Annotated in this window: 11 protein-coding genes and 2 pseudogenes; 4 read left to right on the top strand and 9 right to left on the bottom strand. The window is 63.0% G+C overall.

The genetic code is table 11. The features are described from left to right. Positions 1 to 55 precede the first annotated feature (55 nt). Positions 56 to 346 carry a DUF559 domain-containing protein gene (locus ETW23_RS26955; RefSeq protein ID WP_134831578.1) on the top strand — a complete coding sequence of 97 codons (291 nt, stop codon included), beginning with the start codon at positions 56 to 58 and terminating at the stop codon, positions 344 to 346. Between the two features lie 96 nt (positions 347 to 442). Here the strand turns inward: ETW23_RS26955 and ETW23_RS22735 are convergent. After that, positions 443 to 1,151 (bottom strand): annotated as a pseudogene (locus tag ETW23_RS22735) (transposase); the annotation flags it as partial. Between the two features lie 191 nt (positions 1,152 to 1,342). Continuing rightward, the gene (locus tag ETW23_RS22730; protein WP_134831533.1) at positions 1,343 to 1,864 is read right to left on the bottom strand and encodes a hypothetical protein; all 522 of its coding nucleotides are present in this window, start codon (positions 1,862 to 1,864) and stop codon (positions 1,343 to 1,345) included. Positions 1,865 to 2,172: 308 nt separating this feature from the next. Between ETW23_RS22730 and ETW23_RS22725 the strand changes: the two are divergent. Continuing rightward, a pseudogene (locus tag ETW23_RS22725) lies at positions 2,173 to 4,599 on the top strand (FAD-dependent oxidoreductase). A 96-nt stretch (positions 4,600 to 4,695) separates the two neighbouring features. On the opposite strand, the gene ETW23_RS22720 reads toward ETW23_RS22725, so the two are convergent. The 3 genes from ETW23_RS22720 to ETW23_RS22710 form a co-directional block, all read right to left on the bottom strand. Beyond that, positions 4,696 to 5,082 carry a type II toxin-antitoxin system death-on-curing family toxin gene (locus tag ETW23_RS22720; RefSeq protein WP_134831532.1) on the bottom strand — a complete coding sequence of 129 codons (387 nt, stop codon included), beginning with the start codon at positions 5,080 to 5,082 and terminating at the stop codon, positions 4,696 to 4,698. Beyond that, positions 5,079 to 5,303, bottom strand: a complete 225-nt coding sequence (locus tag ETW23_RS22715; protein ID WP_024092785.1) for a MazE family transcriptional regulator — start codon at positions 5,301 to 5,303, stop codon at positions 5,079 to 5,081. Before ETW23_RS22715 ends, ETW23_RS22720 begins: the two co-directional genes overlap by 4 nt. Before the next feature lie 79 nt (positions 5,304 to 5,382). Then, positions 5,383 to 6,270: a LysR substrate-binding domain-containing protein gene (locus ETW23_RS22710; RefSeq protein ID WP_129373052.1), complete on the bottom strand. Its 888-nt coding sequence runs from the start codon at positions 6,268 to 6,270 to the stop codon at positions 5,383 to 5,385. Positions 6,271 to 6,480: 210 nt separating this feature from the next. On the opposite strand from ETW23_RS22710, the gene ETW23_RS22705 reads away from it, so the two are divergent. Together ETW23_RS22705 and ETW23_RS22700 are read left to right on the top strand one after the other, a co-directional pair. After that, on the top strand, positions 6,481 to 7,833 hold the full coding sequence (locus ETW23_RS22705) for an MmgE/PrpD family protein (protein WP_134831531.1): 1,353 nt from the start codon (positions 6,481 to 6,483) through the stop codon (positions 7,831 to 7,833). 30 nt (positions 7,834 to 7,863) lie between these two features. Continuing rightward, entirely contained in the window at positions 7,864 to 9,402 is a 1,539-nt protein-coding gene (locus ETW23_RS22700) for a trimethylamine methyltransferase family protein (RefSeq protein ID WP_134831530.1), read from the top strand. 94 nt (positions 9,403 to 9,496) lie between these two features. Here ETW23_RS22700 and ETW23_RS22695 read toward each other — a convergent pair whose 3' ends face one another. Genes ETW23_RS22695 through ETW23_RS22680 form a run of 4 tightly spaced genes read right to left on the bottom strand, consistent with a single transcriptional unit; the run spans position 9,497 to position 15,070 of the window. Beyond that, positions 9,497 to 10,237 (bottom strand): Asp/Glu racemase, encoded by a 741-nt coding sequence (locus ETW23_RS22695; protein ID WP_134831529.1) that lies wholly within the window; start codon positions 10,235 to 10,237, stop codon positions 9,497 to 9,499. Next, positions 10,234 to 11,301: a histidinol-phosphate transaminase gene (locus ETW23_RS22690; RefSeq protein WP_134831528.1), complete on the bottom strand. Its 1,068-nt coding sequence runs from the start codon at positions 11,299 to 11,301 to the stop codon at positions 10,234 to 10,236. Before ETW23_RS22690 ends, ETW23_RS22695 begins: the two co-directional genes overlap by 4 nt. Continuing rightward, the gene (locus ETW23_RS22685) at positions 11,298 to 12,959 is read right to left on the bottom strand and encodes a hydantoinase B/oxoprolinase family protein (protein ID WP_134831527.1); all 1,662 of its coding nucleotides are present in this window, start codon (positions 12,957 to 12,959) and stop codon (positions 11,298 to 11,300) included. The genes ETW23_RS22690 and ETW23_RS22685 overlap by 4 nt, the downstream gene beginning before the upstream one ends. Further along, positions 12,959 to 15,070, bottom strand: coding sequence for a hydantoinase/oxoprolinase family protein (locus tag ETW23_RS22680; protein ID WP_134831526.1), 2,112 nt, complete (start codon positions 15,068 to 15,070; stop codon positions 12,959 to 12,961). The genes ETW23_RS22685 and ETW23_RS22680 overlap by 1 nt, the downstream gene beginning before the upstream one ends. Positions 15,071 to 15,247 lie beyond the last annotated feature (177 nt).

The following is a 15,247-nucleotide window of genomic DNA, read 5'->3' as shown; positions in this document are numbered from 1 at the left end:
CCGGCAACCGCCCTATGTTACGGCAAATTGAACTCTTTTCCCGGTTGGACTTGCCATACCCCAGATCACCGACGCCATTGCTTGCGCAAATCCGCGCCCGTTTTGCCTTGCCGGCATTGAATGTGATGGAGCCACCTATCACATCTCCGCAACCGCAGAAGACCGGGACAAGGTTCGCCAGCCAGTGCCTAAGAACCTTGGCTGGACGATCTTTCGCATCTGGTCTACCGACTGGCTCAGAAACCCAAAAGCGGTTGTGGAGCGTATCCATGAAGCTTTGACCGCTCTTCTTGAGGCGGACCGGAGCGGGCGAAGCAGCGGAAGAAGCCGCCGTCCGCGAGGGTGAAGAATTTAACAACGAAACAGACGGCGCGGATGAGAATCCCACGGCTTTGTTGCACAAATGGTCTGAAGGCCGGACTTCCCCTTTCCCCAGGCGGGCTTATCCTGCGCCCTTTGTGACGGGAATGCCAAGAGCCGTGTAGCGGTTCAGGACGGCCAAGCGGATTTGGATTTCTGCGACCTGGCGGTCGAAGTCCCGTGCCATGAGGCTCCGGCCCGTCAGTTTCACGCAATGCATTCAATCATCGGGAAAACGATCCCCCGGATTGTTTTCTGACCCTCTTCATATCTCGACGCGGCTTCGGCGGTGGTATCCTGTCAACCGTCGCCACAATGCTCTGCCCAGATTTCGTGTTGCGCGCACGGCTTCGTTTCGGGTGATGGCTCCTGCGCTTGCCGGTTTCCAGGGTTTGGCATTTTTACGTGGTGGAATGACTGTGTGGGCGTCTCGGGCGGCAATTGCCTCATGGCATTTGCGCGTGTCGTATGCCCCGTCTGCGGCCCGGGCCTCCAATGTCTCCTCGGCAATCCCCCTTCTCTTCGTTTGCGCCGCAAACGACTGCCAGGCAAGGGATGTGTATCTTGCGCCAAACCCGGCGTTTGGGGCCACCGTGTTTTCGGGCATTCCATTCCCCTTCGCCCTCTGCCTTGATGCCAGTGCTGTCGATCAGAATATTGAGAGGGTCTGTGCTGCCACGATACGGTAAGCTTACGTTCAGAGTCCTCTGGCGGCGACACAGCGTGCTGAAATCGGACACATCCCAATCCAACCCGGCCACCGGTAATAGGCTCTCGACGAACCCTGTGGTCGAAGTCGCAACCCAGGCCTCTTCCGCTTCATTCACAACGACCACCGGGTTCGCAATCAAGTGCTTCAGGATCGTCATCAAAGGGCCTCCCGGCTGCGCGTTGGGCCTGCCGCGCTAAGAACCCACGATACCGAACGATGCCTGCTCCACCGTCAATTCCACGCCACAGCGGGGCACGCCAAGTGCGGTGCTCAGCTGACGGCCCACATGCTTTTTCCGATCCCCGGAGGACCGTCCAGCAGCACCGGAGGCAGGCGGAATCCTGCGTCACCGTTTCGGACCGAGCGCCGCATCGATTTCCAAAGTAGATCGGTCGCAGGCGCCATCCAGGGCATGCCGGCATGGATCCCGGCGGCGATTTCATCCATTTGATGCTCTGTCCGGATCCGGATCAGCTCCACACCGTTGCGTAGGACCTCCAAGGCTCTCCGGTCGTCGAGTTTGAGGTGGGAGAGACCTGCGGCCGCAGCCCTCCGTTCCACCGGCCTGCCCATCCGGCGGTCCACGCGGGCCTGACCTTCGCGCCCGAGACCAACCTGCATCAATTCGTTTTCCCACCGAAGGCGGTCATCACGATCCCCAGGGTCCGGAGGCACGATACCGCGCTCGAGGGCGCGGCGCGTTTTCAGGAACCGTTCCAGGCGCTGCCGTATTGCACGCCGGTCTTTATCGGCATTATGGAACTGCGCTTCAATGAACTTGATCTTGGACATAGCCGCCCCTTCCCGGCGCGCCGCGCCGTCTGGCTCCCGTCAGCACACGGTGCGTTCAGGAAAATGAAGGAAAGAACCCGGCCAGGTTTGAGCTTCAGTCCCGCTCAATACAGCTGCTTCAGTCAACAGGAGACGCTTCACTGCAAGGGTAAGCCGGGTCCGATGACCAAAGAAATCCGGGGCATTGGGTCTGAATTCTTCACGGGTCATCCCAGCCCCCGCAACTAGGGTCTCGGTTAAGGAATTGGCGGCACTTCCGGGCCTGCAGGGCGTGCCGCATCCCACACGCAGGCAAGGGAAACAAACGCATGAAAACCCATGCACAGGCAGTTGTTATCGGCGGCGGGCTGGTCGGCTGCTCTATCCTCTACCACCTCGCGAAACTTGGCTGGACCGACGTGGTGCTGCTGGAACGCGACGAGCTGACCGCCGGCTCCACCTGGCACGCGGCGGCCAACATCCACGGGCTGCACGACAACAACAACGTGACCCGCGTCCAGCACTACACGATGAACCTGTACAAGGAACTGGAGAAGGAAACCGGCCAGGGCTGCGGCGTGTTCCAGCCCGGCTCGCTGTACCTGGCCAAGACCGAACAGCGCGAGCACCAGTTGCGCCTGCAGGAGGCCAAGGCGAAATATTATGGCCTGAACTTCCACGAGGTCAGCCGCGAACAGGCCAAGGAGCTGCACCCGCTGGCGCAGTTTGACGATATCCGCTGCATCATGTTCGAACCCGACGGCGGCAACGTTGACCCTTCCGGCGTCACCATGGCCTATGCGGCCGGCGCCCGCGCCATGGGTGCGCAGATCGAACGCTTCTGCCCGGTGATCGGCACCGAACAGCAGCCCGACGGCAGCTGGATCGTGAAGACCGACAAGGGCGACATACATACGCAATGGGTGGTGAACGCTGGCGGTCTTTGGGGCCGCGAGGTGGCGGCGATGGCGGGCCTCACCCTGCCGCTGCAGCCGACCGAACACCAGTATTTTGTGACCGAGTCCATCGACGAAGTGGCAAACATGGGCCGCCGCCTGCCCTCGATCGCGGACCGTGACGGCGAATACTATTTCCGCCAGGAGGGCAACGGCTTCCTGATCGGCGCTTATGAAAAGGACATGCGGTTCTGGGCCGAAAACGGCACCCCGCTGGACTTTGCCCATGAGCTGTTCCCCGACGATCTGGACCGGATCATGGACAACGTCATCCGCGCCACCGAACGGGTGCCCTGCGCCGAAACCGCCGGCGTTAAGCGTGTCATCAACGGTCCGATGATCTGGTCGCCCGACTCCAACGCCATCTGGGGCCCGGTGCCGGAGCTGAAGAACTACTTCTGCTGCACCGGCATTATCCCCGGCTTCTCCCAATCCGGCGGTCTCGGCCTGCTGGCCGCCCAGTGGATGATCGAGGGCGAGCCGCAATACGACATGTTTGCCTGGGATCTGGCGCGGTTTGGCGACTGGGCCGACAAGGCATTCACCAAATCCCGCGTCGAAGACCAGTATGCACACCGGTTCGCCATTCACTTCCCGAACGAGGAACGCAGCGCCGGCCGTCCGGCCCGTGTGCGCCCGGCCTATGAAATGCAGCAGGAACTGGGCTGCGTCTTTGGTCTGAACTGCGGCTGGGAACATCCCCTGTGGTTCTCCGGCACCCCGGCACCAAGGACACCAACAGCTTCAACCGCCAGAACTGGTGGGAGCCGGTGGGCCGCGAGGTCAGCATGCTGCGCGAAAACGTCGGCGTGATCGACATCTCGAACTTCGCCAACTACGTGGTCAAGGGTCCGGGCGCGTTTGACTGGCTGGACAAGCTGGTCGCCAACAAGGTGCCAACCGAAGCGGGCCGTTCCTGCCTGACCCCGCTGATTTCGGTCCGTGGCGGCGTTGCCGGCGATTTCACCATCACCAAGGTTGCGGATGACGAATACATGATGGTCGGCTCCGGCATGGCGGAACGCTATCACCAGCGCTTCTTCAACATGGTCGAGCTGCCGGAAGGCACCACATTCGAGGTCGCCACCAACCGCATCGCGGGCTTCAATGTGGCCGGTCCGAAATCGCGCGATATGCTGCAGCGGCTGACCAATGCGGATCTGTCGAATGAGGCCTTCCGCTTCATGCGCTCGCGCACCATCGAGGTGGCGGGGGTGGAATGCCTGGCAATCCGGGTGTCCTTCACCGGCGATCTGGGCTGGGAACTGCACTGCGCCGAGGACGACCAGGTCAAACTGTACTCTGCCCTGCTGGCAGCTGCCGCAGAGTTCGGCGGCGGCCCGGTTGGCGGCCGCGCGCTGGGGAGCTTACGGATCGAAAAGGGCTATGGCTCCTGGGGCCGCGAGTACAGCCAGGAATACTGGCCGCAGGAGGTGGGCCTGGCCGGTCTCATCAAGCTGGACAAGGATTTCCTCCACAAGGACGCCTATCTGAAGGTCAAGGACAACGCCCCGCGCGAAATGCTGTCCGCCTTCGAGATCGACGCGGTGAACGATGCCGATGCTTCTGGCGGTGAGCCCATTTTCACGCCCGAAGGCAAACCGGTGGGCCGGGTGACGTCTGGTGCTTATGGCTACTCCGTCGGCAAGTCGCTGGCGCTGGGATACGCGAACCCTGCAGTTGCCAAACCCGGTGACGAGGTCGAGGTTTTCATCCTGGGCAAGCCGCATAAGGCGCGTATTCTGGAAGCGGCGGCCTTTGATCCCTCCGGCGCACGGCTGCGGGCCTGATCAGGAATGAGCACTTGGCCCGTCGCGTCCGCCCGCCCCACGGCGGGCGCGTTCCGCTCCCGCCCGGGCGAACGCGCACCGTGATACTTCCAGGTAAGGCGCTGGTTTAGATTGTTGCCATTCCCGCTGTCAGCCATTCTGCAAATGCCGCCTCATCCACATCCCCCGTGGCGAGGTCCTCCATCATCCGCACGCCCTCCACCGGGTCCGGGCGGAACTGGTAGCCATTGAGGCGCAGAAAGGTCACAGCGGTCACAAAGGCCGTGCGCTTGTTGCCATCGACAAAGGCATGCGCCTTGGCGATGCCAAATGCATAGGCCGCGGCAACCGCGGCCACTCCCGCGTCCGAATAGGCTGCCAGATTCATCGCCCGCGCACAGCCCATTTCGAGCAGTGCCTTGTCGCGCATCCCCGCAGCGCCGCCATGGCGGGCGATCTGCCGGTCATGGAAAACAACAACTGCCGCCAGCGGTACCCATTTGTACCTGCTCACGCCAGGGCCTGAAGCAGATCCCGGTTCTCGTCCATCACGATTTCAGCCGCGGCCAGCGCCTCGGCCACCGAGGGATCATGCGCCATCACCCGCAGGCTGCCGTCATCGCCGCGCACCACAAACAGCGTATCGCCTTCCTTGGCGTCCAGCATCGTCAGCATCTCCGTCGTCAGCGTGATGACGGCAGAGTTTCCGACTTTCCTGATCTTGGTCTCAATCATTGGCAGGCCTCGCGTATATATACCCGTATATACGGTGAATGCCGCCAAATTTCAATGCTGCCTGCAGGCAGCGTTAAAGCTACAGTTCCATCCCCGCCGCGGCCTTCAGCAGCCAAGTCTTGAAATGCTTGACCGAGGGCGTTGCCGCCTTGTCCTTGAAGGTGGCGAAATAGGTCCACGGGCAGTCAAGATCAAAGGCGAAGGGCGCCACCAGCCGCCCGGCCTCCACATGGCTCCGCACCAGGGATTTCGGCAAAACCACGCAGCCAAGCGCGTTGACCGCAAATTCCAGCCCCATATTGGAGGAGTTGGTCTGCAAGCCGCCCCTCAGTTCAATCCCGGATAGCCCATAATGCTTGGCGATTTTCTCCCAATAGATCGGGCGGCCCAGAATGTGGATCAGCTTGGCCTCCATCAGCTGCTCCGGCCTGCTCAGCGCCGCGCCATTCACCCGGAAGTCAGGGGAGCAGACCAGCGCCAGTTTTTCATCCCACAGTTTGACCGCCGGCCCCATCACATCATCGACATGGTTGATGGTGATCGAAATGTCCGAAACGTTGGTCTCCACATCCACCCAGATGGTGCTGTGAATGGTCAGGTCGATATCGGGATGCACCTTGGTGAAATCCTCGATCACGTCGATCAGCCATTTCTCCGCCAGGCTGACGGGACAGGAAATCACCACCTCCCGTTTGTGGCTTTGCGAGATCAACAGCTGGGTAGCGGAATCAATCTCCTGCAGCGCGTGTCGGACCGAAGGCAGATAGGCCTCGCCCACATCCGTCAGCGACAAGGACCGCGGATGCCGCACGAACAACGGCCGGCCGATGAATTCCTCCAGGCTGCGCACATGGTTCGACACCGCCGACTGGGTGCAGTTCAGCTCATCTGCCGCCGAAGTGAAGCTTAGATAGCGGGCGGCGGCCTCAAACGAGCGCAGGAAAGTCAGGTGGGGGAGATTCTTCATCAGGCGGTCCGCTGGCGGTTTCTGGGCCATGTTCACATGCTTTGGAATGCGCCGCAATTCCCAAGGGTTAGCGGCCCGGAATGGTCAAAAAACGACGTCTAACACGCATTTCACGAAATAACCCATCCCTATGACCCCGGTTTATTTGCGGGTCACCGGACCCAGGACACCCTAGCCTGACGCGGAAACCGCCCCTGCGAGAGATCCGCCATGACCGCCACTTTCGACCGCGCCGCCGACTTCACCTTCGGCCTCACCCCCGCCGCTCTGCCGGACAGCACCCGCAAGGCGGCAGCACTGATGTTCCTCGACACCTTGGGCATCACCATCGGCGCCACCCCGATGGAGGCCGGCCGCATCGCCCGCGAAACCGCCGTGGCGCTTTATGGCTGCGGCGAGGAGGGATTGGCGGCGCGCATGTTGTTCGACGGCCGCAGGGTAAGCGTCGCAGGCGCCGCCTATGCCGCCGCCACCGCCACCGACAATCTGGACGGCCATGACGGCTATTACCCGACCAAGGGCCACATCGGTGTGGTGTTGATCCCGGCAATTGCGGCGCTGGCGGAAACCGTGCCGGATTTTTCGGGGCCGGAGGTGCTTGCGATCACCACACTGGGCTATGAGCTGGCGGGCCGCGCGGCGCTGTCGCTGCACAGCACCGTCAGCGACTACCACACCTCCGGCGCCTGGAACGCCCTGGGGGTGGCGGCGATTGCAGCCCGGATCCGCGGCCTCAGCCGCGACCAACTGCGCCAGGCGCTGGGGATCGCCGAATTCCACGGCCCCCGCAGCCAGATGATGCGCGAGATCGCCAACCCCTCGATGCTGCATGACGGCTCCGGCTGGGGGGCGATGGCGGGCATGTCCTCGGCAATTCTGGCCGAGAAAGGTTTTACCGGCGCGCCCGCGATCACCCTCGAGGAAGACCGGGTTGCGGAATACTGGCAGGACCTAGGCAGCTTCTGGCAGATGGAGCATCAATACGTGAAGCCCTACCCGATCTGCCGCTGGGCCCATGCGCCGATCGACGCGCTGCGCCAGGTTATGCTGGAGCACGGTCTGACCCACGAACAGATCGCCAGGATCCGCATCAACACCTTTCACGAAAGCGCCTGCCTCTATCCCGGCATCCCGTCAACCACCAGCCAAGCGCAGTATTCACTGGGTTTTGCCGTCGCAACCCAGGCCGCCTATGGCCGGATCGGGGTTGAACATATTACCGGCGAGGGGCTTGCAGATCAGCTGGTGGCCTCGATCCACCAACGGATCTCGGTCGCCGAGGCCGCGCGCCATTCGGTGCGCTTCCCGATTTGCCGGGTTGCCGATGTGGTGGTGACGCTGACCGACGGGCGGGTGATCGAGAGCGGCGATGTCCACGCCCGCGGCGGCCCCGAGGCGCCATTCTCGCAGGCGGATGTGGTGCGCAAATTCATGGAATTTGCCACCCCGGTGCTGGGCGAGGCCCGCGCCAGCGGCATCCGCGATGCGGTGCTGGGGTTCACCAGCGACGGCAGCAAATTCTCCGATCTGGGCCGTCTGATCTACGATGCGCCGGAAACCTAAGCCTGCAAACTGACCAGAAAGATGAAAGACATGGCACGTGAAAGACGCGGCGGCGGACGCCGCGGGAAATCCAGCCGATCCGGCGGCAGCATCGAACAGCTGCCGTGGCAACAGGTGAAGAACACCTATCCGCCGTTTGAGCTGCTGAACCCCGACCAGACGGACCAGCTGCACGCCACCTCGATGCGGATCCTGTCGGAGGCCGGCATCCGAGTGATGGGCGATAATGTCATGGACATCTTCGAGTGTGCAGGCGCCATCGTTGACCGGGACAGCAAGACCATCCGCATGGATGAAAGCCTCGTCATGGAGGCGCTGAAGACGGTGCCGCACACCTTCACACTGACCGCGCGCAACCGCGCCAAGCAGATCACCCTGGGCGGCAACAACGTGACCTTCGGCCTGGTGGCCGGGCCGCCCAATGTGCATGACTGCATCAATGGGCGCCGGTCGGGCAACCTCACCGATTATCAGAACTTCATCAAGCTGGCGCATCACTTCAACGCCATCCACTTGATCGGCAACCAGGTGACCGCGCCGCTGGAGCTGCCCGCCAACAACCGTCATCTGGACACCTATCTGGCCAACCTGACCTATTCGGACCTATCGTTCCACTGTTCCGCCATCGGCCGCGGCCGGGCGCTGGACGGGATCAACATGATGGCGATCACCCGAGGCCAGAGACCGGAAGATATGAAGGAGGATCCGGGCGTCATCACCATCATCTCAGTCAACTCGCCGCGGCTGTTCGACGATGCGATGGGCGACGGGCTGATTGCCATGGCAGAGTACGGCCAACCGGTGACAGTGACGCCGTTCACCCTGATGGGCGCCATGACCCCGGTGACCTTGCCCGCCGCCCTGGCGCAGCAGAATGCCGAGGCGCTGTTCGGGGTGGTGCTGACCCAGCTGGTCAATCCCGGCACACCGGTGATGTACGGCTCTTTCACGTCGAATGTCGACATGCGCTCCGGCGCGCCGGCCTTTGGCACACCGGAAAACGCCAAGGCCAATATCGCCGGCGGCCAGCTGGCGCGGCGCTATGGCATCCCCTACCGGACCTCCAACGCCAATGCCTCCAACGCGGTGGACCTGCAGGCGGCCTATGAAACCATGATGGGCACCTGGGGCGCGGTGCTGGGCGGTGCCAATGTGATCTATCACGCGGCCGGCTGGCTGGAGGGCGGCCTGACCGCGTCTTATGAGAAATTCATTATGGATGTGGAGATCATCCAGAACATGATCGCATTCCTGAAGCCGATGAAATTCGACGCCGATGAGCTGGGCTTTGACGCCATCCAGTCGGTGCCCGCCGGCGGCCATTTCTTTGGCGCCGAGCACACCATGGCACGCTATGAAACCGCGTTCTACACCCCGATGCTGTCGGACTGGCAGAACTATGAGAATTGGGAAGCGGCCGGCGCTAAGGATGCGCTGAGCCGCGCCACCGGCATCTGGCAGCAGGCGCTGCGGGATTATGCGGAACCGCCGATGGATCCGGCCATCAAGGAAGAGCTGGAGGCCTATGCGGCCAGGCGGCGCGAGGAAATCGGGTCCGGCGAGCCTTGAGAAGGCGGGTGCGAGGGGCCTGCCCCTCGCGCTCCCCGGAGTATTTTGGGAAAGATGAAACAGTCAGGGACCGGCAGGCACCCTGGCCTTCGTTTTACAGCAATTCGAACAACCGGCCCGGCACATTGCTTTGACGGGGCAGCCCGAGCGCCCGCATCACCGCAAACATCATTGCCTGGTTTGAGGTGACAACCGGCTTATCAAGCGCCATTTCGATCCGGCTGACAGCCTCAACCGCACGCATGTCCGTGCAGCTGAGCACAATGGCCTGGGCTTCCGGTTGATCGGCCTGGCAGGCCAGGTCGAATACCTCCTCCGGTGTCAGCTCCCCCTGGCCGTAGTTGCCAAGCTCGCGCCCCGCATCGGCGCATTTAACCGTGGCAATCCGGTTCTGCGACAGGAAGTCCATTGCTTGCGTGTTGATCTCGCCCAGGTAGGGAGAGGAGAAGCCCACTTTGGTTGCGCTGAGGGCCTTGATCGCGTCAACCAGCGCCCCGGCAGCGGTAAAGGACAGCGCGCCACAGCCTGCCTTGATGTCCTGCGCCAGCTTCTTATCAAACTCCGGCCCATGGGTCAGCGTTGCCGAGGTGCAACCGTAAAGCACCACATCAGGGCGCACGCCCGAGATCATCCTGAGATCATGGCTGATGTCGGAGACGCCAAGCCCCGCCATCTGATTGGAGCCCGGGATCTCGTCCACATCATAACCTCCCAAGCGCTGAAAGTGCACCGTGGTACCGGGTGCGCGAATCAGCATCATGTCCGGTTCCAGATTGGTGTTGGTGAAGGGCACCAGCACGCCGATTTTCGCGCGGGTGCGGGTTTCATGAGTCATGTGAGCACTCCTTTCAGCACCGCCAGTGCGCGGTCCATCACGTCCTGGCTGCTGATGGTGGCGCGCAGGCAATCGCTGAGGCCATAGCCGCCCATGCCGCGCATGAGCAGCTTTTCCGCCCGCAGCGCCGCATCCGCTGCCTGCGCCTGCACGGGCGAGGCAAAGCGCATCAGCACGAAATTGGTGTGGCTTTGCGGCACTGTCAGCCCCAGCGCGCGGCAGCCCGCGGCAAAACCATCACGGATCGCGGCAGTTTTGGCCACTGTATCACGCATATGCGCCTGGTCCTGCATCGCTGCTGCCGCCATCGCCTGCGACGGGATGGAGATATTGTTGGGGTTCAATAGCTTGCGCACTTCGCCCGCGATCTGAGGCGGGAAATAGCCCCAACCGGCCCGGGCACCTGCCAGACCATAAGCCTTGGACAATGTGCGCATCACCACGGTATCGCCGCGCTCTGCCAGGGCGAAGATTTCGGCAGGGTTGTTTTCCGCATCGGCAAACTCGGCATAGGCCTGATCCACCACCAGCAGCACATCTGCAGGCAGGCCCGCGCGCAGGCGCTGAATTTCAGCGTTGGGGATCAGCGTTCCGGTAGGATTGCCAGGATTGCAGACAAAGACGATGCGGGTTTGCGGCGTAACGGCGGCAAGAATGTCATCGACTGAGACCGTAAGCGCCCGTTCCCGCGCCTTGACGTACTCCGCCTGCACCTGGGCCGAGGCCGAGGACACAAAGGCATAGCCGTAATCGGTGCCCAAGACCCTGTCGCCCGGCCCGGCAAAGGCGCGGATCAGGCAGGTGATCAGCTCCATCGAACCGGCGCCGCACAGCACCTTGGCCGGGTCCAGCCTGTGTACCTCCGCCACCGCGGCGCGCAGATCGGGCCATTCCGGGTCCGGATAAAGCGGCATCTGCCCCAGCACCGCCTTGCCCGCGGCAATCGCGGCGGGGCTGGCGGCAAAGGCGCTTTCGTTCTGGGCGAGGGAAATGACCCCCTCGCCGCCGAGATCCGCCAGCGCATAAGGCGCCATGGCAGCAACATGCGGAACGGCGCGGATCATTTGGCACCTCCATAGGCGCTTGCGCCTTCCGCGGTCACCAGCCCGCGTTTCAGATCCAGCGCCAGGGCTTGCCGGTCGCGTTCCGCCGGGTCGCCAAAGCCGCCGCCGCCTGGGGTTTCAAAGATCAGATAGTCGCCTGCCTCCACCCGCAATTCACCCTTGCCGGGGATATCCTGCCCGCCATCGCGCAAGCGGATGCGGCCCGGGGCGCCGGGTAAACCGCCCATCCTGCCAAGCGCCGGGAACTTCAGCCGCTCCACCGACAGAAACACAATGAAGGGCGCATCGTTGGAGGCGGTCATTTCGATCCGCTGGCCAAGGCCGCCGCGATATTTGCCGGCCCCGCCGGAGTCAGGCCGCAACTCTCGCCGCCACAGGATGACCGGGGCAACCGACTCGGTAATTTCCACCTGGCTGCCATAGACGCCAGAGGGATAGGCAGTCGCCGACAGCCCGTCCGCGTTGGGCCGCGCTCCGGTGCCGCCATTGTGGACCGGCTCAATGGCGAATTCGCGGCCGCCGTCTCGGGCCACTTCGGGTGCGTGGCGCATCGGCAGGTCGAACATGCAGCTGGCGCCTTCGGCCGGTACCTGATCGGGCAGCGCCTGATGCAGGCAACCCAGCACCAGATCCGGCGTCACCTGCCCCAGCGTGTGGCGCATCGCGACCGGCACCGGGCGTTGCGCGTTCAGGATGCAGCCCTTGGGGCCATCCACCGTGAACAGCTCCAAAGACCCGGCATTGTTGGGAATATCCGGCCCCACAATGCAACGCAGCGCAAACACTGTATAGGCTGTGGCATAGTTCAAGGGCACGTTGATACCCTTCTTGGAACAGCCCGAGGTGCCGGTGAAATCCACATTCATTCCGGTTTTGGAGACCGTCAGCGTTGCGTGCAGCTCCAGCTCATTCTCATAGCCGTCCATTTTCAGGGCGTTCTTGTAGACGCCTTCTGGCACCTCCGCGATCGCCTCCAGCGTGCCGCGGCGGGAGGTGTCGATGATGTAGGCGCCCAAGGCATCCAGATCATCGATGCGGAACTCCTCCATCATGTCCACAAGCCGCGCCGCCCCCGCCTCGCAGCAGGCAATCAGCGCGTAAATATCGCCCTCATTGGCAACCGGCTCGCGGCTGTTGGCACGGATGATGTCCATCAGCAGCGCATTCAGCTCGCCTTCCTCGACCAGCTTGCAGGGCGGGACCAGCAGACCCTCGTCATAGATGTCGGAGCCCTCCGGCCCCATGCCCAGACCGCCCAGATCCACCAGATGCGATGTGCAGGAGGTGAAGCCCACCACCTTGCCCCCCTTGAAGGCGGGCATCATCAAAAGGAAATCGTTCAGATGCCCTGAGGCCAGCCAGGGATCGTTGGTCATGTAGATATCGCCGGGCTTCATGGTCTGCACCGGGAAACGGCCGCGCAGATGCAGCACCGCTTCGGCCATGGTGTTGATATGGCCGGGCGTGCCGGTCACGGCCTGGGCCAGCATCCGGCCCTGCACATCAAAGATACCGGCCGAGATGTCGCCGCATTCACGCACGATGGGGCTAAACGCGGCGCGGATCAGGGTCTGGCCCTGCTCCTCAACCACCGCCAGAAGGCGGTTCCACATGACTTGAAGCCGGGCCGGCGAGAGATCGTGTGAGAGGTCGGCCATCATGCGCCTCCTTTCTGGTCGTCTTTCTGATCCTGGATCAGGACGAGGTTGCCAATTGCGTCCACATGGGCAGAGAAATCCGACGACACCAACGTGGTGGTTTGCGGTTCGGTGATCAGAGCGGGGCCGCAAACGCGATCGCCGGGTTTCAGGCTGTCACGCGGCACGAATGCCGCCTGCTTTGTCGTGCCATCCACGTCGCAGGTGATCGGGCGGAAGGCTGCGGCACAGATGTTCTTAAGTTCCGGCGTTTCCGGCACCGCCGTGACCGCGGCATCCGGCGTCGCCACCCGCACCGCCCAGTTCAGGATCTCGATCTTCATACCCGGCACCGGGCGCGAGAACTGCTTGGCGTACTCACGCTCAAACGCCGCGGTCAGGGGGCCACGATCCTCAGCCGTCAGATCGCGGTCCGGCAGGGTGATCTCAATCTCATGCCCCTGCCCGGTATAGCGCATGAAGGCGGTGCGCCGGACCTCTGTTTCCGCGTCGCCAGCGCCCTGCGCCACCACCGATTTCGCCTCGTCGGTCATCTGGGCGAACAACCGGTTGATTTGCCCCATATCCATTGTTTCCAGCAGCGAATAACGCGAGCGCACAATCTCGAAACTGACCGGGGCAAACAGGAACCCCACAGCCGACCCGACACCCGGGTTCGGCGGGATCAAGATGCGCGACACCCCTGCCGAGCGCGCCACCCGGCTTGCGTGCAGCGGGCCGTTGCCGCCAAATGCAATCATGGTGCGCGGCCCCAGATCCTTGCCCGATTCCACGGCATGCATCCGCCCGGCGCTGGCCATGCTTTCATCAACAATGCGGCTGACGCCATCGGCGGCGCCAACGCCGTCCAGCTCCAGCCGTGAACCGATCACCCGCGCCAGCGCCTCCTTGGAGGCTGCCGGGTCGATCTTTATAAACCCTTCGGCAAAAGTATCCGGCACGATATAGCCCAGCGTAATGTCGCTGTCGGTCACCGTTGGCTCGGTGCCGCCGCGCCCGAACGCCACCGGGCCGGGTTCAGACCCCGCTGATTTCGGCCCCACGGTCAGGCGGCCCAGCCGGTCCACCCCGGCAATGGAGCCGCCGCCCGCACCAATCTCGATCATCTCGATTACCGGGATGCGCACCGGCATGCCCGACCCTTTGATGAACCGCGCCGCGCGGGCGATTTCAAACTGGCGCGAGGTTTGCGGGCGGGCGTTATCAATCAGGCACAGCTTGGCTGTGGTGCCGCCGACGTCGAACGACAAGACCTGATCCAGCCCCGCCTGTGCCGCGATACGGGCGGCAAGGATTGCACCGCCGGCGGGTCCGCTCTCCACCAGCCGGACCGGAAAGCGCGCCGCGGTCTGGATGGTGCACATGCCGCCGCCGGCGGTCATCATCAGGATCGGGCAGGTCACGCCTTCCGCCGCAAACCGTTCGGCAAAGCGCGCGAGGTAAGTCTCCATCAGCGGCTGGATACAGGCATTGGCCACGGTGGTGCAAAGCCGGTCGAATTCCCGCGCCTCGGGGCTGACCTCGGACGAGATCGACACCGTCAGGCCGGGGCGGCGCTCAGCCAAGGCATCCCGCAGCCAGCGTTCATGATCCGGATTGGCGTAAGAATGCATCAGGCAGACCGCCACCGCATCAGCACTGCAGGCATCCAGCCTGGCAATCAGCGCGTCGACCGCGCTGTCCTCCATGCCGATCAGCACCTCGCCCGCGGCCGACATCCGCTCGCAGATGGTCAGCGCGCGTTCGCGCGGCACCAGCAGGCCGGGCTTTTCCAGATTGATGTCATACTGCGAATAACGCCGCTCATAGGCGATTTCCAGAATGTCCCGGAACCCCTCGGTGGTCACCGTCGCAACCGTTGCCCCGCGCCGCTCGATCAGCGCGTTGGTGGCCAGCGTGGTGCCGTGGATGAAGCCCGTCACTTCCCCCAGAGAACGCCCCGATTGCGCCATCACCCGCGCGGCACCTTCCATGGCGCCGTCTGCCGGGTTCTGATGGGTGGTCAGGGTCTTGGCTGAGGCCAGGATCGTGTCTTCGCCCGCCACCAGAACAGTGTCGGTAAAGGTGCCGCCTATATCAATGGCAAGGCGCAGCGTTTTTGAGGCTGTCATGTTTCATTCCAAAGTCTGCCTTTAGGGATCCGTCCAACGCCCGGTCAGGGCTGACAGACTTCAGGCAGCGGCCAGATTGCATCCGGTTGCGCGGCGATCCATGCGTTTGGGAATGAAGGTGTGCTTCATGCTTGTATCCTGCAGTGCGGCCCCTCGGGCAGCTTGGCGGATTGCGAC

The sequence above is a fragment of the Leisingera sp. NJS201 genome, from assembly GCF_004535885.1.
GTDB lineage: Bacteria > Pseudomonadota > Alphaproteobacteria > Rhodobacterales > Rhodobacteraceae > Leisingera.
The sequence above is the reverse complement of the archived record's forward strand: the minus strand, read 5'-3'. Positions and strand labels throughout refer to the sequence as shown.